The organism is Domibacillus sp. DTU_2020_1001157_1_SI_ALB_TIR_016 (assembly GCF_032341995.1).
Classification (GTDB): domain Bacteria; phylum Bacillota; class Bacilli; order Bacillales; family Domibacillaceae; genus Domibacillus; species Domibacillus indicus_A.
This window is the reverse complement of the sequence record NZ_CP135439.1, coordinates 1,566,171-1,587,956: the sequence shown is the minus strand read 5'-3', so window position 1 is coordinate 1,587,956 and position 21,786 is coordinate 1,566,171. Positions and strand designations below refer to the sequence as shown.

Sequence of the window (21,786 nt, the reverse complement as noted above, 5' to 3'; positions counted from 1 at the left end):
GTCTACAGACTGAAGCCTCGGCTGTATGCCGAGGCTTTTTAATTAAGAACTAATATAGTCGCCGCCATTTACATGAATGGTCTGTCCTGTTACGTATGAGGAATCATTTGAAGCGAGGTATACATAAGCCGGCGCATTCTCAGACGGCTGTCCCATACGCTTCATCGGCGTGCTGTCTCCATGCTTTCCTACTTTCTTTGCATCAAATGTAGCCGGGATCAGCGGCGTCCAGATCGGACCTGGCGCTACGGAGTTTACACGGATTCCTTTTTCCACTAAATTCGCTGACAGCGACCGGGTAAATGTCGTAATCGCTCCTTTAGTTGACGAATAGTCGATCAATTCTGGTGAGCCCCGGTATGCCGTTACAGACGATGTATTAATGATGGCATCTCCTTCTGTTAAATGCGGAACGGCTGCCTGTGACAAGTAAAACATCGAGAAAATGTTTGTCTGGAACGTTTCCTGCAGCTGCTCTGGTGAAATCTCTAAAAAGTTCTTTGTCGGAAATTGCTTGGCCGCGTTGTTTACGAGAATGTTTAAGCCGCCAAACTCTGCCACAACATCTTCCACAAGCTGTCTGCAGTTTTCCACCTTGCTGATGTCTGTTGCTTTGTGCATTGCTTTTACGCCATAGGACTCGATGATGTCGACCGTTTTTTTCGCATCGCTTTCTTCATTTAAGTAGGCAATCGCGACATTGGCTCCTTCTTTTGCAAAAGCAACCGCTACCGCACGGCCGATTCCAGAGTCACCGCCTGTGATCAAAGCGACTTTTCCGGCGAGCTTTCCAGATCCTTTATAATTCGGATCATCATACAGCGGCTCAGGCGTCATTTCTGATTCGATACCAGGCTGCTCACTTTGTGTTTGCGGAGGTGTTTGTTCATCCATTTTTTCAAATTTATCTTGCGTCATGGTATCCACTCCATCCGTTTTATTTTACAGAAAAAGTATTCCCCCGCTCACAAAGAATAAACATTGCCTGGATATTGCTTGTTTTTGTTTTTTGTTGAATTTTGCACATAATGAATTTAGAAATAAATCAAATGTGTTAGTATCTCTTATCGCGATCCTGCCTGCGCTTTTTCCTTTTTTCAAGCAGCACATAAAGCAAAAGCAGCACCGTTAAAAACGTAAGCGATTCATACCAGGGCATTCTTTCAATCACATCGCCAAAAGCGGTATATAAAAGAGCCGGTGTAATCACGCCGAGCATAGAATAGTGCATGTATTCGCGGTACGATTTGGTCATATCCATTAAATAAACGGACAGCAGGTGAAAATGAACAAACGGCATCACCCGCAACAGCATGACCTGCCCGATCGTCATTTTCCGCTCCCCGGCTACTTTCCGTTTTACTTTTAACATTCGTTCGCGCACACGCGGAAAGTGGTCAATCAGTTTATAAAAAACGGCACTCATCAGTGACAGGCCAATAATAGAATATAAAGATCCCCAGACAAATCCGAATGCATATCCTCCTGCCATACAAACAATCACGACCGGCAGAAATAAAAATGGGCGGATAAGATGTAAAAAAATAAATAAAATCGGTCCAAGCCATCCCGCCTGCTCGATCATTCTTTCGAGCCACTGTTCTGCCTCTATCATAAAGCGTCCACCTCTTATTAACAGTGTAGCAGCTTTCTACAAATTGAAGACAAGAAAAAAAGAGGGAGACCCCTCTTTTAAAGCTCATTTAGCAGAAGGGATACAAACAGCCCGAGTGCTGCCATAAAGCCGACGACTGGGCCGCCCTCTTCGAATGCTTCAGGCATCATAGTCGACCCGACCATCGCAATAATCCCGCCGCCCGCAAAAGCCGCGATGGCTGCCATCACTGCCGGGCTTGCATCTTCCAGGAAAAAATAGCCGCCCCATGCGCAAAGAGCGGAAATGATCAAAACGGTCAGCCATAAAAGGAATATTTTTTTCTTTGAATAGCCGCCTTTTAAAAGACCCGTTGTACTTGAAAGTCCTTCCGGTACGTTACTAATAAAAATAGCAATAACAAGTAAAAAGCTGACCCCTTTTCCCGCTAAAAGGCTCGCACCGATCATAATGGATTCCGGAATGGCGTCCATAACCGTTCCAATGAAAATCGCAAGCCCCGATCCGCCATCCGAATCCTGCTCGTGTGATCGTTTCCGTTTAGCAGCCCCTTTTCTTGAAATATAAATGTCTAAAAGCGTAAAAACAAGCGCTCCAGCCATAAAGCCGGCTCCGGTCGCTAGAAAGCCGCCTTCTTCAACGGATTCACCGAGCAGCTCATAAGTGGCTGCTCCGATCAGCACTCCTGTTCCAAAAGCCATTATGTAACCGATCAGCCGCTTTTGAATCGGCACAAACAAAGCAGCTAACGCACCAAGCAATACGGCTGAGCCAGATACACCGCCCCACATTAACGCCTGCCACATACGCAATCCCCCCCCTTTTTTCTTTTCCCTTTTCCCTTGCTTGTTCGATTGGAAACACGTTACGTCTTGAACTTTGCACATTAAGCATTAAGAAAAAGACCTGCTGATGGGCAGGTCTTTTGAGTTATCTTTCCAGTGTGCGGTTTAAAAATGCCGCAAGCTCGCCGCGCGTAACAGGCTTGTCCGGATTAAACTTGTTGTTATCCCCGTAAGCAATTCCCGCTGCGACAACACGGCGGATTGAATCGTAGGCTGCCATTCGTGAATGTACATCAGTAAATGAAATCGAGACGGTTTCCTTTAAGTTAAACGCATTCGTCAGGATAATGGCCACCTGTGCTCTTGTAACCGGATCCTTTTCTGCTAAACGGCCGTCCCTATATCCGTTTATAATCCCCTGTTTCTCGGCGACTTCAATAGGCTTCATGCCGTTGGTCGGCAACCCGAGCGCCCGCACGACCATCGTCGTTGCCTCTCCGCGGGTTACTTGGCTGCCAGGCTTAAAGGTTCCGTCCGGGTATCCGCTGATAATGCTCTGACTGCTGAGGGCAGCGATATCATTGTAAAAACGGTAATTGGCTGATACGTCTTTAAACAACGGCGCAGCAGGCTTGTCCGACTTTTCAAGATAAGCAGACGAAACAAAGCCTGTTTTGCCAGCTGCGGTTCTTACCGGGTACCAGACAAACTGCCGGGTGCTGTTCGGATTTTTATCGTATTCAAACGAACCGGTCACAGTTAAAAGAGCTCCTTCAGGAAGTTTCTCAAGAACTTCTTCTGCTCCACCGCCTGGAATGCTCCGCAGAGATGGCGTATTTAACGTTACGGCCTGATCGCCTTTTTGCAGATTATAGACGGTTTGATTCAACTTGCCTGTCGGCGTATAAGTCATTTTCTTGAATACGATGTTGTCCGTTTTTTCTGGATCATATTGAAAGTCCTCCGGCTTAAAGCCAAAGTCCGCAAATGACCGTTCTTCATCTAAAAAGCTGTCATTTTTTATCATCGCAAATACCTGCTCTTGATAAGCATCCGTATTTTTCTCACCGGTTGATTGTTTAACCGGGCTGTTAACGGGCTTGATGCCGTTATAGGCCATCACAGGAAAATACCAGTTTTCGATTATATCACGATCATCGGAAATTTTCGGAACATTGCTGTCAAACATCTGGTCAAGTATGGTTACACCTTTTTCAATATTGTAAACAATATCGGTTTTTAGAAGTTCGGTATTAAATTGAGACTGATTTGTCAGCTGCATCAGACCAATGCCGCCGTCTTCCGAAACGATCGGATCTCCGTTTTCATCAAACTGTTTCCATGCGTTTTCCTTCATTGCGACCGCTTTTACAACCTCTGGCGGAACCTCCTGCTTCAGCGCTTCCTCTGTCAGCAGGCAGTTAATATGCTGGAAGGACGGATTCACGCCCGGCTGTACACTTCCATACTGAGCGCATGTAGAAGTATCGGCAGAGGCTTGTCCACTAAAAGACAGGCCGGCTGCCAGCAGGGACAGCACTCCGGCTGCTTTAACCACTTTTCTCACTTTTCCACTCTCCCTTTTTTCTTTCATTCTATCACAACGAAAGACCAGATAAAGGAAGAATTGTGTCATTTTAGCTTTTTTACAGACAAAAGCGGCCTGTCCCAATCGACAGGCCGCCCTTGTATGATCTATTCAGTCCAAAATAAGCTCTTATAAGAGCCGGGCAAACGCTGATTTCAAATAAGAATCAAACGCTTTTTCTTCTCCCTGCTGCCAGTATAAGCTGTCCGCATATGATGCCTGGTCCGCATAAATATTGTCGAGAATATCCGGCTCTTCTTCCGTTGTTTTACCCGCACTTACTTGAATAAACGGCTCTGTTTCATCAAATACGACGTCAAAGCGGAGAAAACGGTCTTCGATCCGGAGCGCTGCTGCGTTTTCTGCTGCTTCAAATGCTGCGTCCAAACCGACCGCTGCATATTTTTCTAAAGAATCGTCAAAATCTTCTAATTTTCCATATAAATCGAGAAACAAGTCTGCTAAAAATAATTCATCTTTATAACGAGCGTCTAAAAACGTCCGCATTTGATCTTGAAACGCCATGACATCTGCTCCTTTACTATTTAACTATTCATAATTTACAGTATAAACAATTTTTTCCTCGGTGAAAACCATAGTTTGCCTGCTCTTTGGGCAGAAAACAGGGTAAAGAAAAAGAACGAGCTTCCATTTTCTTTTTAAAATACCGTTTTTGCCCGCTTTTACATAGCTCATTCGACAAATTTCTTGTAAGATTAAAAAAAATGCTTGTGGAAAGAGGAGCAGAGGTCATGGAAAATTTGTTTTGGTCTTCATCACTGCTCGATGTGTACCAATCTTTATTTGAACAAGGTGACGAAATTTCGTTTGCGATGGATACGAAAGGAAAGGTTCAGCTGATGAATGAAGCGGCGGTTCGCATACTGGGCTATACGTCAGCTGAATTTAACCGGATCGATTATAAACAAGTAATCCCAACAGAACATGTGGCAGAGGTAGAGGCTCATTTTTCTCATGTTCTTCAAGGGAATAAAGCATCGTTTCGTATGATGTTCCAGCATAAAGACGGATATATCGTTCACTTATCCGTCAATGCCGTTCCTATTTACGAGAACGGTGCTGTTCAAGGCGCTTTTGGCATCGGCCGCGTGCGGACGAATGAACAATATACAAGTGAGCTGTTAAACGGCCAAAACCGCGTTCTGCAGATGATTGCCAAAAGTGCGCCCTTTGATGACGTTCTTCATCAAATTGTTGCGATGGTAGAGCATATTTCACCGGGTCACCCGTGTGCGATTATGATGATTGATGAGAAAAATAATTCTCTTTTTCATGCTGCAGCGCCTGGGCTGCCTGATGAATACATTAAACGTATTGACGGCGTGCCCGTTGCTGAAAAGCAGGGATCATGCGGCACCGCCGCTTTTTTAAAAGCACCTGTTATTGCAGCGGATATCGCACACGACCGGCGCTGGCCGCTTCATCGGGATGTCGCGCTTAAGCACCAGTTAAACGCCTGCTGGTCTACCCCTGTTTTCAATGATGATCGGCAGGTGATTGCCACGTTTGCGATGTATGCCCGCCAGCCGTCCGTACCGACCGAAGCGGATAAACGGCTGATCCGTGAGGCGACCCGGTTAACGAGCCTGGCCATTCAGCATTACCGGGCGAAAGAACAAATTCACCAGTTAGCTTATCACGACCACTTGACCGGCCTGCCGAACCGCCGGCATTTCCGGCAGGCGCTCGAGGATACGATTGCTCGTTATCCGCATGATACACACGCACTTTTTTTCCTGGATTTGGATCGTTTTAAATTTATTAATGATTCGTTCGGCCATAAAACCGGCGACGATCTGCTTAAGATGATTGTGGACCGAATTCAAACGCGTCTCGGTCATTCCATTCTTTTTTCCCGTGAAGGCGGCGATGAATTTACCGTTTGGCTTGAGCGGACGAGCGGCCAGGATGCGGCTGATATGGCGACGTCGATGCTAGAGACGTTTCGCGAGCCTTTTTCCCTTGAAGGAAATGAGCTGTTTATGACAGCAAGCATTGGCATCAGCTTGTATCCGCACGACGGTATGCAGGAACAGGACCTGTTCCGCAAAGCTGACATGGCGATGTATGAAGCCAAAAAGAAAAACCGAAATTCCTTCCAATTTTACACCAGTATGCTGGACCGGCAGTCACTCAAAAAATTAAAGATGGAAAGCGAACTCCGCTCAGCGCTCCAACGGGATGAACTAAGCCTTGTCTATCAGCCGATTCAAAACTTGTGCACCGGTGACATTTACGGAGCAGAAGCTCTGATTCGCTGGAACAGCCGGCATTTCGGCTCGGTTTCACCTGGCGAGTTTATTCCGATTGCGGAAGAAACGGGCTTGATTATTCCGATCGGCGAGTGGGTCATCCGCACCGCCTGCCGTCAGCTGAAGGCGTGGCAGGAAGAAGGCCGTTCTCTTACTTGTATGTCCGTCAATTTGTCTATTTCACAGTTTTACCAGTCCAACCTTGCGGAAACAATCCAGACGATCATCAAAGAAACCGGCATTGAGCCATCTCAGTTAACGTGTGAAATTACCGAAAGCATGACGATGGACACGGATAATGCCGCCGCTATTTTGCAGGAGCTGCAGCACATCGGTGTTTTTATCTCCATTGATGATTTTGGGACGGGCTACAGCTCGCTCAGTTATTTGCAGAAGCTGCCGCTTGACACGTTAAAAATTGATCAGTCTTTTGTCCGCGATATTGCCGTAAACGAAAGCTCCGAAAAAATCGCCACAACCATTATTTTAATGGCGCATCATCTCGGTCTTCACGTTGTGGCCGAAGGAGTCGAAACGGAAGAACAGCTTTCCATTTTAAAAAAATACCGGTGCAACGCCGCCCAGGGCTACCTGCTCGGACGGCCGGCGCCGCCAGATGAATTTTTTGCTTAATAAAACAGCAGCCGGTTCTCGAAGCCGGCTGCTGTTCGGTTTCTTCCCTTTTATAAAAGCTCTTTTCAAAAAAAATCGGATTTTTCCACCGGTTAACTGCCAGCGGCACATTTTATCGGGTGCAAATGTTTAAACTACTGTCAAGAAAGGTTAAAGATGTAGATAAGTTCATTAATTTACATACACGTTCCTGCACAAAACGGCAGATGTCCGATGTATGCAATGGAACGAGTCGAAAGGAGACTTCTTATGCCCGTTAGAAAAACCCCAGGGTATTATGAACGTAAACTTGTTGCCGGTGCCCTGGCCGGTACACTACTTTTCCTGCTGTTGGTCTTTATTCAGCCGCTGCCGATTGATTCACCGGCATCCAGCTGGTCCAATTCCCTTCAGCAATTCGCAAATGCCATTCCGGTTTACATGATGTACATTACACCGGCGGCGATTATTTATTTTGTGCTGACATCATTGATCAGTGACAGAGCGGCACGTTATTTGACCCGCCGGAAAAACGGCCACAATGAATGGCTGTTTGCTCTTATCTTTCACTTGATCTTCGGCCTTATTTTATTTTGGTATACACTGGCTGCTGCGCTGTTTTTCTTTGTGATCGACCGAATGTTAAAAAAATGGCGCGACCGGTATTCCTATAAACATGTGCTTCTGGCGATGGTGGTTCCGTTTTTCACCTGGTTCATTTTTATGATGATCGCATTCTTAAAAGGATAAGAAAAACCCGCCGGATTCCGGCAGGTTTTTTTGTTTTGCGGAGCCGCTCAGCGCTTTTTCCGAATAAACAGCCGCATCGCCAATTTTAAAATGGCTGCTTACGCCTGCTTAACTTCATGATGAAGCCCACACGTCATAAAAACAGTTTTACGCATCAATTTTAATTTTTCGCTGCTTAGGCACAAGCAGCTCTTCTGCTTCTTGATGAAGAAGCGGCTTACTGAACAAATAGCCCTGCCCCGTCTGGCAGCCCAGCTTCTTTAGCATGCACAGCTGGCCCTCTGTTTCAACACCTTCTGCCACCACGTTCAACTCAAGATTGTGCGCCAGGTCGATAATATTTTTGACAATCGCTGCTTCTTTTTTGGATGTCGTTACATCCCTTATAAAAGACTGGTCAATTTTCAAGCAGTCGAGCGGCAGTTCTTTTAACACGCTGAGAGAGGAATAGCCGGTACCGAAATCATCAATCGAGACTTTCACCCCAATTTCTTTTAATTGGTCCAAAATATGCTTTGTTTCCTGCGTATTCTGCATGATGCTTTCAGTAATTTCAATTTGCAGAAGGCTTGGCTCCATATGGGTTTCCCGAATCAACGCTTTAAAGGTATCGACGAAATGCCGGTTTTGAAACTGCTGAACGGAAATATTGACACTCATGCTAAACCGCCCGTATCTCTGCTGCTCCCACCGTTTGCTTTGCAGGCACGCTTCTTTCAGCACCCACTCGCCAATCGATGTAATCAAGCCGGATTCTTCGGCGATCGGAATAAATTCGGACGGAGACACAGAGCCGAATCTTTCATTTTTCCACCTGATGAGTGCTTCAAATCCTGTTATTTGACTTGTGGCCAGATCGAACTGAGGCTGATAGTGCAGAAAAAGTTCCTCTTTCCAAATGGCCCGTCTCAGCTCTTTTTCAAGCGCCGCTTTGCGCTGCAGCTTGTTATATAAGCTCGAATTAAAAAACTGATAATTGTTTCGCCCTTTTTCTTTGGCTATATGCATAGCGGAATCCGCGTATACAAGCAATGTATCCATGCTGTTCGCATCGGCAGGAAACGTGCTGATCCCAATCGATGGTGTAATGACGATCTCATGATCCTGTATCATAAAGGGTAAAGTTAAGGTTTGCAGCAGCTTTTCCGCTAAAAGGGTGAGCTGCACGTTGTTCGTCTCATGGCAGACAAGCCAAAATTCATCGCCGCCAAATCGGTAAATGGAACCGTTTTCTTCCAGCAAAGCACTTTTAAACCGCGTGGCTGCCTCTTTAAGCAGTGTATCTCCTGCCAGGTGGCCAAATGAATCATTTACCGTTTTAAAGCGGTCCAGATCAATAATGAACAGCGCTGTTTCTTTCCCTTCCTGCATCCGCTTATTTAAATCAATAAATAAAGACGTCCGGTTTGGCAGCCCTGTAAGTGAATCGATGTATGCCAGGTGTTTAATCCGTTCTTCCGCTTGTTTTCTTTCAGTAATATCCATGATGACACCATTCGTTTTCACAAGCTCGCCTTTTTCATTCCGAATCGAGGATAATTTTACCTCCACCCACTTCATTTGCCCATTACTCACGATCCGAAATTCAGCCGTTTGAACGGCCTCTTCTTTATTGTCTTTATAAGATCGAAGAAAATGGACCGCTTTTTGATAATCTTCATGATAAAGATATTTTCGCCACAGTGTTCTCTCTGTGTAAGCATCTTGAAGCGAAACATCGAGAATTTTTTCAAATCCTTTCGACAGTGATAGGCGGTTTGTTCCGTAATCAATGGACCAAATAGCCGCATCCACGTTATCTAACAGGCTTTGCAGCTCATTCTTTTTTTCCTTTAATTTTTCGTTTAAATTGCGGTTATAATCATAATGCCTGCCTATCCACCAGGCAATGATAGAAAAAAAGAACAGCGATAAAAGATGGTATGCATTGTAAAGCTCCGCAAAATCCAACTTCATTGTCCAAAAGAAATAAGCAAAATCGGCAAACAACGGCGTGCCTATCCTACCGATGTATTTCATACTTTCTTCCCCTTTATTGTCGAAATATGCGTTTTATAATTCCTTAGACCTATAAAATGATCATAGCAGAAGAAACTAGCAATTACACGTTAATTTTGTCGTTTTCTCGTAAGAAAAGCAGAAAATGTTCGTTTTTGGATCTTTTTTCCATAGTTTTAAGAAGCGGAACCGTTCTGCTCTTTTGCCTATTTGTAACGAAAACAGCCTGTACGCTTTGTACAGACTATTTAACAAATTTTATTTCTTGCAGTTTAATTTAGAGAATGTGGACGATTGCTGCTTGTTCACATCTACTACACCGACAAGCGCAGGAAACGACTCGCATTCTGTAATCATGTCTCCCAACGTCACCGCCCGCCCGTTTCGCTCAACAACATAATCAGAGCGGCAGCATGCGACGGCGCTAGGGAGGCTCGCCAAGGTCACATGCTTTTTGTATGGCCCTTTCTCTGGACTCCGCCGCTATGAGCAGCCAAAGCGTCCGGTTGACTGTTGTGGCATACACACGAACCGGCACAAAGCCGAGCTCATTTTGTTTTTTCATCTCCCGAATCGCTTCATTATCCATCGCTTCAAACGGAATGTTGTTTTCGCTCTCTTCCGCATGGACCACCCCGCGCCGCAATAAATCGAGCAGGCCATAAACAAGCGTATCTTCCTGCCGTTTAAACGCTTCCTTAAACAGAGACCGGATCGTCACGGTCAACCAGAATTCCCGTTTCTTTTATGTAGGTGACGGTCACAAACCCCGTCTGGCCGTTTCGGTTTTTCGCTACAATAATCTCCATCCTTTTATCACCTGCTTGTTTGGAATAATAAGCGTCCCTGTATAAAAACAGCACCACATCCGCATCCTGCTCCACCGACCCGGAGTCCCGCACATCTGAAAGCATCGGCCGTTTGTCCGCGCGTGCTTCCACGGCCCGTGAAAGCTGCGCCAGACAAATCACCGGGCAGTCAAAATCCTTTGCCATCGCTTTTAAACCTTTCGAAACCGCCGCTATTTGCGCGGTCACGTTCCCGTCAAAAAAATGCGGCGGCGTAATCAGCCCTAAATAGTCGATAAACACAACCGGGCGCGCCTCGGCATGGTCGATTAACAGTCTTCTGACCGCCGAGCGCATATCGGACACCGTGACGGCAGGCTGATCGACGACATATATGCCAAGCCCGGCTACTTTTTGAACCATCTCCGGCCACTTTTCTTTTTGTGCTGCGGTGAACAGCTCATACGGATTACGCATTTTCGTCCGATTAAACCGCCCTTCCATCGCTAAAAGCCGCTTTACAAGCGACAAGGCTGACATTTCAATAGAAAACACAACCGGCATGTATCCTCCCTTTGCCGCCATCCGTGCCAGATGAAGCATTACGTCGGTTTTGCCCATTGACGGGCGGGCGCCAATGACTGTCAGCTCGCCTTCCTGAAAGCCGCCCAGCGTCTCATCCAGCCTACGGATTCCTGTCATGGCGCGAGGCTCCTGCTTCTCTTTTTCAAATGGCACTTTTCGAAGGGGCTCTACCAGATGGGACGTCGACTGGGCCCTTTGTATACGGACGCTTTCTATACGCGCCGCCGCTTCCATAATCCGGTCTGCCGGCCACTCTTCCGACGATGCCTGAATGCACATCGAACGGATCGCCCTTTTCTGCCATTCCTCAATCAAAAGCGTTTCATAATAGGAAAACCGGTCAACATTCGCATGGGCAATCAAATCATTTATATACGGCGCGCCGCCAAACGACTCAATCAGCCCGCCGACCGACAGCGTTACAACATCGACTATTCTGCCGGCCTGCACCTCGGTTTGAATGTGGGAAAACAGCTCCCGGTGCAGAGCAGATTCGAAATAAGCCGGGACAATATGTGTATCAAGCGCCACCCGGCTGTCATGCAGGCAGGTGCCTAAAACCGCCATTTCCGCTTTCATCCGATTTCCTCCCCTGCTTCTATATCGGGTACAAGCGGCTCATATAATGGATCAGCTGCCGCTCTTTCCGTTTTATTCCGGATCTCTTGCAGCGATGTCCGCCCTTCCGCCTGCCAGCTCGTTAAAATCTTTTGTGCATACGCATATGGCTTGTCCGCCTCCTGTGACCGCTTCAGCGCTTCAATGACCAGCTCTTCGCTGAGAGCCGAACACCATTCCAATAAACCCTGCTCAATGGCTAATGACGCCCGGCCAAATGATGATTCCCAAAACTGCACGGCCGCCGGACGGCTTTCCGTTCGGTTTCGTTCCGTTTTCTTTTCATTTTGTTCCGTTCCGTTTTGTTTTTGCCGGCGTATCGTCCACGTATCGTACAAGGCCCGAATGCGCCCAGGCGGAATATGCGCTGCGACAAAAGCAGCGAGCGATGTATCTTTCACGAGCGACAATTCTTTTTCCACGCAATCCTCGACCGGCTTGCCGCCCCGGGTGAAATTGTAGCGGCCCCAGTGCCGGATCGCCATTTCCCCCGTTTCTTCATTCATGCGGATCAGCCCCATGTCCCGAAATGCCTGAAAACACTCTTCCACCTTTGCCGATGCCATTCCCATCTCAAACGCCGCCTTGCGCACATTCATAGAATAAATGCCAATCTGCGTCGTCTGGCTGTTTGTCAGCACATACAAAAAACAAAGCTTCTCCGCCGCCGACATGTCCATTACTTTATTGTCACTCCAGAAATTCGCATACACAAACCGGTACTTCGTCATTTACATCCCCTCCTGCCGATTGATCCAGTCTGACAGCGTTTCCTGCGAGAAAAAAATCCGCCGCCCTACCCGGTAATGAGGCACCGATCCTTCCTGCACATACCGGTACAGCGTCCCCGGATACACCCCTAAAAACGCCGCCGCTTCCTTGATCGTCATCTTCGTTTTCATCCGTTTTCCTCCCCTTTCGTTTTTTATGTACAGAGAGGAGGGAAAAATCGATACCTGGAGAGGAAAAAAAGAAAAAGAAGACAGCTTTTGGCTGCCTTCCTCTCGTACTCTATTTTTATCCTTTTTCCGTTGCTTCTTCGATTCTATTAAATATGTGTTAAACGGTGATGACCACTTTCCCTTGCGCATGTCCTTCTGCAAAATACCGGAAAGCTTCGGGCACTTCACTCAATGTGTAGCTTCTATCAATAACCGGCTTTACGCTGCCCGCTTCAAGCAGTTCCTTTATAAAAACTAAATCGCTTTGGTTTTGCCGCTGCAGCATGCTGCTCATTTTCCGATTTCCGGTTAAAGAAATCCAGGGCCCGCGAACGATCGTTTCGGTTAACTGGGCACCCGATCCTCCGACGTGAACGAAAATGCCGCCGGGACGCAGGGCGCGCTTATAAGCAGAAAGCGGCTGGTGCCCGTTCACCGCCAGAATCAAGTCGTACTGCTGCGTTTTTTTCTTAAAATCCTCTTTTGTATAGTCGATGACATCGTCTGCACCCATCGACCGCAGCGTATCAACATTTCTCGTGCTGCACACACCCGTTACCTCTGCCCCGAACGCCTTGGCCATTTGGACGGCGAATGTGCCGACCCCACCAGAAGCACCGTGAATAAGCACCTTTTGCCCCGGCCGGATGTTTCCTTTATTCCGCAGGCCCTGCAGCGCTGTCACGCCCGCCATCGGGACCGCCGCTGCTTCCTCAAACGAAAGCTGGGCTGGCTTGAGCGCCAGGGCCCTTTCAGGTACCGCCGCATATTCAGCGAAGCCGCCCCAGCCGCAGCCGGACAAGTCGCCAAACACCTCATCACCTGGCCCAAACTGCTTCACCTCCCTGCCCACTGCCTCTACCCGGCCTGCAATATCTCCTCCAGGTATCGGGTGCTTCGGCTTCAAAAGGCCAAACGCAAAGCGGGCGAGGAACGGTTCTCCTTTCAACAAAACAAGATTTCCGTAATTGACCGATGCAGCACGAATGTTTACCAGCACTTCATTGTCCTTCGGAACAGGCTTCTCCACCTCGGTGAATTGCAGAACATCCGGCGTCCCGTATTTGGAACAGACAATCGCTTTTATATAGATTCCTCCTTGTATTCTGCCATTTTTAGACTTTGCTCCTGACAAACCGTTAAAAGGCCACCGTATAAAATATATTCCGGTCATACAAGATTTAAGACTCGAACCTGTAAAAAAACAAATGTGTAAAACCTGTCCCGCATTTCACCTATCGTTCCGGGCAGCCCCACTGCATAAACGGATCTGTTTACTCGCTGTCGCTGAACTCGTCCTGCAATTGCTTGATTGCGGCTTGCTGCCATTTCCGGACAGCGGCCGGCGTCACACCGCATTTTCTGGCGATGTCCGGATTCGATAAGCCTTTGATCACAGACAGGCGAAACCATTCCCCCGCCCGGCCATCGAGCCCTTCCCCGCATAACTGAACAAGCGCCGCGGACTCCGGTGTTGGCTCCGGATCCACGCTTTCAAACAAATCATCCGATTGGCCGGTCAGGACCGTTCCATCACTGAATGTCGCATCTTTTGTTAAAGCATTTTTCAGGCGTCCCTGAATGTACGAATACGCATACGGCGCAAAATCGCCTTTTGACGCATCGAATCGTGTATGTGCTTCCCACAGGGCAATCAGCCCCACCTGATGAAAATCCTCTTTGTTTTTGTAAATATGCAGCTTGTTCATGATGCGGTGAATCATCGGGTTGTATTGCTGCGCGAGTTGTTCAAATAACATCGAAACATCCAATCCAAGCTAGCGCCAGCCCCGGGTACTCCTTAAGGGCATGACTATCGTAGCGTGTGGCTGAATGAGTGTAAATACCTACAAAAAGCGCCAATTGTAAAGACAAAAACGACAAATTCCAACTTAAACTTGCCCGTTCCGACGCCCTTTGTTATACTCCTCGCTGACGAAAGGGAAAAGATGGGGTTTCTCTAATTTTATCCATTAAATATCCTGTTTTGTAAAAGAACTGTAAAGGGAATATTATTTTTTGTGGAGGTCAAAAGAACTGATTTACTTTCTGGATATAATATACCATTTTCGTAAATTATATTCCTTATTTTAACAGTTTATAAATCAGCTAGTTTAAACGAATTTAGCTGTATCATGCCTTCAAACAATCCTCATACCATAAAAAAAGAGCCTGCTTAAAAAAGCTGGCTCAGAATTTGTTTTGTAAATCGCTTTGTTTCTCATTTCACAACTGTTTTCATTTCTTTCCGCTCAAAATACCCATGCAGCCTAAACGCACAAATCTCCTTTGTCCACTCATAAACGAGTGAATTGCCTGCCGCTTCGATGTGAATGTGAAAAACATTGTTTTCAAAGGTAATAAGCCCTTTGCTGCTTCCGCTCCATTTAGACATGGGCATGCTGGCAATCAAATCAGCCACTGCTTTTTCGTTATGCTGCTCCAGCTTTTTTCCCTGTCGGTCGGAGAAATCGATTTTCTTCCGGTATTCTTTGGAGGTGAGGTAGCGGTGGAAATAAGGCGCTGCTTCTGCCGGCGTGATCCAAATTCTTTTTGAAGTTCTATCGGAATTAAATGATGGGTTTCAACATAATTTTTTCCGCTGAATTTCGAAATAAATTATCCATGCTCAGGGTCGATTTCACATAAATATCTCGCTGCCACTAACGCCTTTTTTGCTGTCATTGGTTTTCTTATATAAGAAAGTGAAAGGTTTTATATATTTGATTATTTTATTATCAATCCGATTTTCCGCCATTGATTACACGAAGTCTTTTTTTAACACATCTCTACTCTGTGTATGTGCATATAAAGGTAACTGATCTTTAGGCGTTGAAGCAATTTTCATGATTCTATTTAGCTGTTCTCGAAATTCTTTATCCTTCAACTTTTCTTCTTTTGTCTTTTTGAACCTAAACGGTAATTTCAACAATATCCCCTCCATTCCTGGTCTTTAGAATAAATTTTTGAATTTCTATGTACATTTTATCATGTTGAAAGAGAAAGCTTCATAGTTCCCTCCAAACCTGCTGAATAAGTTTGTTCAAATTCCTTTAACAAGTAATGACGATTGTTTAGAATTCTTTAATAACCGACCTGCCGCGTAAACAAAAAATAAGGGCAACCTGCCACAGCCGCAGATCACCCTTGCTATACTTATATTGTTCATCATCTTCTATCGCACTTAACTACAGACCTCGCCTTTATTCCGGTCTTCAACCGGGTTGTCTTTGCTTCGCAAATCCAACGCCTTAACTATAACTATTATTTATTTCTGTTATAGCAGCTATAGATCTTAGTATGTTTAGTTCTTGCTGCGGATGAAGCGTTAGCGAAATCTGTTTCCCTGCAAGGGAAATAGTATCGTTATTATGGTCATCCATCGTTAGGTTAGGGTTTATTTATTTCAATATATAGCACGCTTGGAATGCCTCTAGTACCACAAAATTCAAATTACATCTTTGTTAAATTTTCAGCTGGCTATAAAAAAGACATATTTTAAAGAAATTAAATGAACCTGTAGAACTTAGCCCACTCCAAGCGTCTATATAAGTGAAGGACGCTGTATGATTTACAGTTTCTTCAGCAAAATTGTCGGTAGTCGCGTTTTTCTCCCTCTCCTTCCCGGCCGCCGTCTTTTTTCTCCAATTATCTCATAAAGAAATTGGAGGTTAGACATGGTCAAATACAATAAAAAATCATTAATCAAGCTATTAGATCCAGCTACGATCACAGCTTTAAATAACACATACAAACCAAGTTTAGGTAACCTGGCCGCAAGACTAAACCGCGCGCCTCAAAATGTCTTTTATTATCTCGAAAATGACAGCTTCAAGGGCTATCAAAAGGAAATCATTCTTGATCTGCTTCTTGATCACTGCCTAGAAGGAACCGAACTCATCTTAATTAACTCGATCGTAAACAGAAAGGCAGGTACTTAAGAATAAGGAACGCAGGGTTTTGTTAGAGAGTATTTTAAAAAACAGGGAGTAACAGCTGAAATACCAGCATTTATTTCGGAGACAACTAAAGGAAAAGTAATATTGATGCTAAGGGCACACTACATAATAAAAAGATCCTCCATACACAAGGGAAGTTTTTATATAAATAATTCATTACACCCAATAGAGGAACTCTTTCTAATCTCTTACACTAATAACACTAATAATTTTCCATCATTAGTTATTTGTATATTAGGGGACTTTTTAGTTATGTATGATTCCTTTCTCATAGACTCAAACTTATCACTCGATAAAAAAATAGGACCTTCAAGATGATTGCGATGCTCCTCTTTCAAATTCATTAGAATTTCCGCCATAATAGGAATCCACTCATTTGTATATAGAGATTCTCCCAAAATGGCATACTTATACGTAGCAATAGAAAGAATTGTTTCTTTCAACACTTCTATATCGTGCACGAACCTACCCTCTGAAATAACATCACAGGTTGAATAAATTATTGCGTAAAATATCGCAATCGGAGCATTCTTTCTTTGTAAATCTGGAATGAGCTCTTCTTCTATACTAGAATCGACGTATTTAGAAATTTCAAGTATTAATTCTCTGTAGTCTCCATTGTAAATTCCTGCACCAATAAAATCACCAGTGTTTTGTAACATGTTATAAACATTATCAGGAAAGTATTCTTTTCCCATGAGCAAAGTGTTATTTACTTTGAACCTTTCTATTAACTTATCCCAACCTTCCCAATGAATATTGAAAAAATCTATATGTGGGGGAAATTTATTCCCGTCATACGGAATCATAATTTGTATTTCAGTATCCCCTGAATTAAAGTGATCCCAACCTGCAATCCAAACCACTCTACTATAACTTTGGGTTTTCATATTTGAACCCAGATTTAAGTCTTTGATTTCTTTTAATGCGTTATATGTGTTTTTAATTATCTTTATCACATCTAACGATTGAATAGTTGTAGTAGGGTCGTGTTTAGCTTTATTGTATTCTCTTCTGAGCTCATTGAGAGAGATAATTGATGTAGTAGAAACATTGAAGCGGCTTAAATTATCAATAAGGAGCTTAAAATTATCTCTATTATTTCTATTATGATATATAGATTCCCTTAAAAAAAGTTCCGTTTCCACACCAACATCCTTAATATACTTTAATAAATCTTTTGGTGTGTGGTGTGTCGCTAAAATGTTTAACGCTTCATGATACGCCTGGTTTGTAATATCTAAAATAATATCTACTGAAGATCGCATTAAAAATTCGCCTCTATTCCTAATGGTAATAATCTGTATTTTACACCAAAATATCGTATCCGTATTTTATTTTTAATGAGATACCTACCTATTCTTATTATGAATTCTCTTTTGATGACAAGGATGCCTTATCCAGCGTTTCTCCAACTTGGTGTTCACGTTCTGCTTTAAACAGTTACCAAAAAGGAAAGTGTTTTTATTATGTCAGAAGTATTAATATTGACTATCTTAATCCCATCTTCTCAACCTATCATAAAATCAAAACTTAGATGGCGTATAGAATCTAATACTGAGTTGTACCAATTGTAACTGAGGAGGAAATGGCAAATTCACTAAAATTCCCAGTGTAGAGTATTTAGAAAAGTTCCATGAATCAAATAAATATATTATGACCATCATCTATTAGGAGAAATGTTATTTAATCAGGGATTTAGTAATTTACTAATCATATGGTAGCCAACTGAAGTTTTTTCTATGGAGTAAGTTTTATGTTTAGGACTCAATTTTAAAGATGTTAGGGGAATGGGAGTGCTAAGCTTATTCCTAATAAGCACACAACTTTCGTTGGTGAAAAGCATCCCTGCTTTCTATTCTTGTAGTATTCCAAATGATAAATTATCGATTGGTTTAATCATTTATTTCTTCTCCTAAAAAATAGAATTATGTATCTTTTTTAGCATGCAGCCTATTCCCTTACACCCATTAAAGAGGTACGTATAACTATAACTACTTCCAAAGGTTTGCTCAACGACCTTTTTGTACTTTTTTCTACCTAAAACGACTAATTCCCTATATTTCACCAACTTCTTGTTTATAATTTGTTGCCTTCATTGATGCTAATAATATCCGGACTTATAGAACCAAATGAAACATCGTAATTCGATTCAACAATACCCTCTGGAAACAAGAATCCATGTTTCACTGAAAGTATAACCTTCTTTTTAAAAAAACGATTAGCATATTTCTGACAAGAGTTATGAAATGAGCCGATATAAACATCCCTTGCTTTTGTTGGTTCAGCGGCCAGATTCTTCTTCCATACTTTTTTGCCCCACAAGGAATAACACATAGTCTTTCCATTACTTTCTATTCACTCCTTCTTGATTGAAATCGTTCCGGGAAACAACTCACTAGCTAAGCCAATTAGCAAATGTTCAAGAAATGTAAGTGATGTTTAATCAAATTCTCTCCAAACTCCAATATCTTTTTTGGACCATGCTTTGATCCAGAAGCATACAGGAGCTTTTAAAACAGGCTCTTCAACTGGGTAATTTTCAAATATTAGAGCTACCAATTTAGAATATTTATTTAATATTTTAATTTCAGGGTGTCCCAAACAAACTACTGCACTTAGATCCCCTATATGATAAGCGTAATTGTAACCCCATCTACAAAAGTTCGTTTTATTTTGTCCAATATTTTTTATATTTATGGATAAATCACCTCCGCTTTTTCCATATTTCTCAGACTTCCCTATATATAATGGGGTAATTTTATTATCTTTCTTCCAAAACATCATATAAATCAAACCATCGTATTTCCCTGTCTGCTCTATGTAATCAGTTAGGACCTTTTCCACTTCATTAATTAGGCAGGATTCCATGCTAGAACTTCTTTTAAGCATGATCCGATTATTAGTTCCATACGGAAAGGTTTCTACAATGTTTTCACTACCTTGAAATAAGGGTACTCCCTTTTCAATCACTTGGTGACGGGAACAAAAATCTTCCCAATTCGAATCTTATTCTTCACTTTACATTATCTCCTTTTTATAACTTAATCACTCTTCCTCACCCATAATATCCAATATACACCAAGAAAATAGAATATTTCTTTTTGTTACAATTAAGAAGCTATAAAGGAGTGAAATAAAATGGGAAGTAATAAATTAACAGATGAAAACCGTTTATCTATTAAACACGCGGACGTTGCGAAATGGCTCGCGCCAACGGAATTAAATAAAAACATAACAGCCGACCAATTAGCTGTTAATAGCAATAAAAAAGTTTACTGGGTTTGCGAAAATTGTAGATTTGTCTATCCTATGATTGTGCAATCAAGAGTAAAAGGCAGTAAACCTCGGCTATGTGATTGCAACCGGCTCTCGATAAACAACCCTTACTTGTCATCCGAATGGCATCCACAAAAAAATGGTGTGCTTGTTCCTGAAGAAATTAGTGTGGGAAGTCAAAGAAAAGTCTGGTGGAAATGTCATCGATGTCATTACGAGTGGGAAACAACGGTTTGGCTGCGTCATGTCAGAAATACAGGATGCAAAAGATGTAATAGTAAAGGTACATCCCTACCAGAACAGGCTATTTTCTATTATCTCTCTCAAGTTTACCATAATGTTAAACACCGCTATATCTTCAAAGTTGAAAATCAATCTCTGGAAGCGGACATCTTTCTCCCAGCATTACATACAGTGGTTGAATATGATGGTCACTATTTTCACTCTGGGAAAACCAAAGCGGCGTATGATTTGCGTAAAAACGAACAATTAGGTAAGGCAGGTTTACATACAATTCGAATAAGAGAAGAACTGCCCCCTCTCGAGCAATCTACTTGTTTTATCAGAAAAAACCTCAATAGCCTTTCTTCATTGGATGAAGTAATCAAAACCCTATTGACCTATCTGGCGGAAAAGGACAAAAAAAACGCTGAAAAGCTTAATGCAATAATAGTAAATACATTCCAAGATTTTATTACGATTCAAAACCAGTATTATAAACGAGAAATAAGCAATAGTGTTCTTCATTCTCACAATGAAACAGTAAAGATGTATTGGGACTTTGAGAAAAACGAAATTAAGCCTGAGTATGTTTCTTCAGGAAGTAAGGTACGGCTTCACTTTTATTGCAAAACACACCAGCAAGGCTGGCAAGCCTATGCTTATAATATTTTTAATGGCGGCTATATCGGATGCAAAAAATGTGAAGCGAATAAAAATGCAAATACCCGAAGAAGTAAAGTGGAGTATAAAAAAAGTGTTGCCTATACCCATTCTAAACTAGTCGAGCAATATTGGGACTTTGAAAAGAATATAGTAAAACCCGAGGAAGTGACAGCAGGTTCACACTTCAAGCTTCATTTTTATTGCAAAGAGCACGATAAACATTGGCAAGCCGCAGCATATAGTGTTTTCGGCAACCATTCAAGCGGTTGTAAAGCCTGTGAATCAAAAAAGAAGTCTGCTGCACGTCGAAGAGTGCCATATAAGAGAAGTGTTGCCCATACACATAAAGAATTAGTTGAACAATATTGGGATTTCAACAAAAATATCATCACCCCTGATAAGATTTCTTTTGGTCATAGCGGGCGGATTTTCTTTTACTGCAAAGAGCATCAGACAGCTTGGGATAGCATTGCTTCCAACGTGTTTCGTCTCGGCGCTATTTCATGTCGCAAATGCAGAACTACTACTAGCAAGTAAAGATTATTCAATTATAAAAAGATGGCAAATTCCTATCTACTAAGGTTTTTTGCGATCTTTAAATCCTCTTTTAGTAGAAGCTTGTTGTACTAGCATTTCGACGAGAGAATTTATATACCTATTGCCCACAAAAAAACCTTAACAATTTCGTTATTATGGTTTTCTTCCCGTATTCATAAGTGGACTGCTGGAGTTTGCGCCTCACTTAAAGTTTCATCTGTCGGTAATTCCAAGCAACGCTAAGTGTTTAAAACTCTCGTATGATCTAACAACCGTGAAAGAGGATAAATATCGATCCCATTCATTAATGACGTTAAGGTAAAGTAATGATACATGAAAAAGTTTTTGTTCCTGATACAACAAAAAATAGGTATCCTCTTATCTCTTTTACATACTCTTCGTGAATTCTCTCATACTTCACTAATATTTTTTAACGCAGGACTAATATATAAACAACACAAAAAAGGAGAGAATCTACATACAACGCACCTCGTTAGAAAACACATTTACCCCTGTGAAATAAAGGCATGAATTAGCCTATCCTATGATTAATTACTTCATAGGATTACAGAA

Annotated in this window: 21 protein-coding genes; 4 read left to right on the top strand and 17 right to left on the bottom strand. The window is 43.1% G+C overall.

Features of this window, described 5'->3' with window-relative positions; all coding sequences use genetic code 11:
• Positions 1-42: 42 nt before the first annotated feature.
• The 5 genes from RRU94_RS15990 to RRU94_RS15970 all read right to left on the bottom strand — a co-directional run bounded on the left by RRU94_RS15990 (position 43) and on the right by RRU94_RS15970 (position 4,513).
• Positions 43-918, bottom strand: a complete 876-nt coding sequence (locus RRU94_RS15990; protein WP_315695666.1) for an SDR family oxidoreductase — start codon at positions 916-918, stop codon at positions 43-45.
• Positions 919-1,054: 136 nt separating this feature from the next.
• Positions 1,055-1,615: a TVP38/TMEM64 family protein gene (locus RRU94_RS15985; RefSeq protein ID WP_315695664.1), complete on the bottom strand. Its 561-nt coding sequence runs from the start codon at positions 1,613-1,615 to the stop codon at positions 1,055-1,057.
• A gap of 77 nt (positions 1,616-1,692) precedes the next feature.
• Positions 1,693-2,421 carry a ZIP family metal transporter gene (locus RRU94_RS15980; RefSeq protein ID WP_315695662.1) on the bottom strand — a complete coding sequence of 243 codons (729 nt, stop codon included), beginning with the start codon at positions 2,419-2,421 and terminating at the stop codon, positions 1,693-1,695.
• Positions 2,422-2,545: 124 nt separating this feature from the next.
• On the bottom strand, positions 2,546-3,967 hold the full coding sequence (locus RRU94_RS15975) for an S-layer homology domain-containing protein (protein ID WP_315695660.1): 1,422 nt from the start codon (positions 3,965-3,967) through the stop codon (positions 2,546-2,548).
• Positions 3,968-4,117: 150 nt separating this feature from the next.
• Positions 4,118-4,513, bottom strand: a complete 396-nt coding sequence (locus tag RRU94_RS15970; RefSeq protein WP_315695658.1) for a hypothetical protein — start codon at positions 4,511-4,513, stop codon at positions 4,118-4,120.
• Between the two features lie 227 nt (positions 4,514-4,740).
• Here RRU94_RS15970 and RRU94_RS15965 point away from each other — a divergent pair, with 227 nt between their 5' ends.
• Complete coding sequence (locus RRU94_RS15965) at positions 4,741-6,894, top strand: EAL domain-containing protein (protein WP_315695656.1); 2,154 nt, start codon at positions 4,741-4,743, stop codon at positions 6,892-6,894.
• A gap of 249 nt (positions 6,895-7,143) precedes the next feature.
• Complete coding sequence (locus RRU94_RS15960) at positions 7,144-7,623, top strand: hypothetical protein (protein ID WP_315695654.1); 480 nt, start codon at positions 7,144-7,146, stop codon at positions 7,621-7,623.
• Positions 7,624-7,770: 147 nt separating this feature from the next.
• Here the strand turns inward: RRU94_RS15960 and RRU94_RS15955 are convergent, their stop codons facing one another.
• The 9 genes from RRU94_RS15955 to RRU94_RS15915 form a co-directional block, all read right to left on the bottom strand.
• Positions 7,771-9,642, bottom strand: coding sequence for a sensor domain-containing protein (locus RRU94_RS15955; protein WP_315695652.1), 1,872 nt, complete (start codon positions 9,640-9,642; stop codon positions 7,771-7,773).
• A 403-nt stretch (positions 9,643-10,045) separates the two neighbouring features.
• The gene (locus RRU94_RS15950) at positions 10,046-10,348 is read right to left on the bottom strand and encodes a hypothetical protein (RefSeq protein WP_315695650.1); all 303 of its coding nucleotides are present in this window, start codon (positions 10,346-10,348) and stop codon (positions 10,046-10,048) included.
• Entirely contained in the window at positions 10,320-11,573 is a 1,254-nt protein-coding gene (locus RRU94_RS15945) for a replicative DNA helicase (protein ID WP_315695648.1), read from the bottom strand. Before RRU94_RS15945 ends, RRU94_RS15950 begins: the two co-directional genes overlap by 29 nt.
• Positions 11,570-12,343 (bottom strand): DnaD domain protein, encoded by a 774-nt coding sequence (locus RRU94_RS15940; RefSeq protein WP_315695646.1) that lies wholly within the window; start codon positions 12,341-12,343, stop codon positions 11,570-11,572. The genes RRU94_RS15945 and RRU94_RS15940 overlap by 4 nt, the downstream gene beginning before the upstream one ends.
• Positions 12,344-12,514 (bottom strand): helix-turn-helix domain-containing protein, encoded by a 171-nt coding sequence (locus RRU94_RS15935; protein WP_315695644.1) that lies wholly within the window; start codon positions 12,512-12,514, stop codon positions 12,344-12,346.
• Between the two features lie 157 nt (positions 12,515-12,671).
• Positions 12,672-13,640, bottom strand: coding sequence for an NAD(P)-dependent alcohol dehydrogenase (locus tag RRU94_RS15930; protein ID WP_315695996.1), 969 nt, complete (start codon positions 13,638-13,640; stop codon positions 12,672-12,674).
• Positions 13,641-13,827: 187 nt separating this feature from the next.
• On the bottom strand, positions 13,828-14,313 hold the full coding sequence (locus RRU94_RS15925) for a sigma-70 family RNA polymerase sigma factor (RefSeq protein WP_315695642.1): 486 nt from the start codon (positions 14,311-14,313) through the stop codon (positions 13,828-13,830).
• A 461-nt stretch (positions 14,314-14,774) separates the two neighbouring features.
• A complete protein-coding gene (locus RRU94_RS15920) occupies positions 14,775-14,975 on the bottom strand; it encodes a hypothetical protein (protein ID WP_315695640.1) in 201 nt (66 codons plus the stop codon).
• A 339-nt stretch (positions 14,976-15,314) separates the two neighbouring features.
• Positions 15,315-15,482: a hypothetical protein gene (locus RRU94_RS15915; RefSeq protein WP_315695638.1), complete on the bottom strand. Its 168-nt coding sequence runs from the start codon at positions 15,480-15,482 to the stop codon at positions 15,315-15,317.
• A 748-nt stretch (positions 15,483-16,230) separates the two neighbouring features.
• Here RRU94_RS15915 and RRU94_RS15910 point away from each other — a divergent pair.
• Positions 16,231-16,494 (top strand): hypothetical protein, encoded by a 264-nt coding sequence (locus RRU94_RS15910; protein WP_315695635.1) that lies wholly within the window; start codon positions 16,231-16,233, stop codon positions 16,492-16,494.
• Between the two features lie 206 nt (positions 16,495-16,700).
• Here the strand turns inward: RRU94_RS15910 and RRU94_RS15905 are convergent, their stop codons facing one another.
• From RRU94_RS15905 to RRU94_RS15900, 3 genes are all read right to left on the bottom strand, one after another.
• On the bottom strand, positions 16,701-17,780 hold the full coding sequence (locus RRU94_RS15905; RefSeq protein ID WP_315695633.1) for a hypothetical protein: 1,080 nt from the start codon (positions 17,778-17,780) through the stop codon (positions 16,701-16,703).
• A gap of 811 nt (positions 17,781-18,591) precedes the next feature.
• Positions 18,592-18,849, bottom strand: coding sequence for a DUF6884 domain-containing protein (locus RRU94_RS25725; protein ID WP_410493032.1), 258 nt, complete (start codon positions 18,847-18,849; stop codon positions 18,592-18,594).
• Between the two features lie 105 nt (positions 18,850-18,954).
• Positions 18,955-19,383 carry a hypothetical protein gene (locus RRU94_RS15900; protein ID WP_315695631.1) on the bottom strand — a complete coding sequence of 143 codons (429 nt, stop codon included), beginning with the start codon at positions 19,381-19,383 and terminating at the stop codon, positions 18,955-18,957.
• Positions 19,384-19,653: 270 nt separating this feature from the next.
• Between RRU94_RS15900 and RRU94_RS15895 the strand changes: the two genes are divergently transcribed.
• Entirely contained in the window at positions 19,654-21,213 is a 1,560-nt protein-coding gene (locus RRU94_RS15895) for a zinc-ribbon domain-containing protein (RefSeq protein ID WP_315695629.1), read from the top strand.
• Positions 21,214-21,786: the final 573 nt, after the last annotated feature.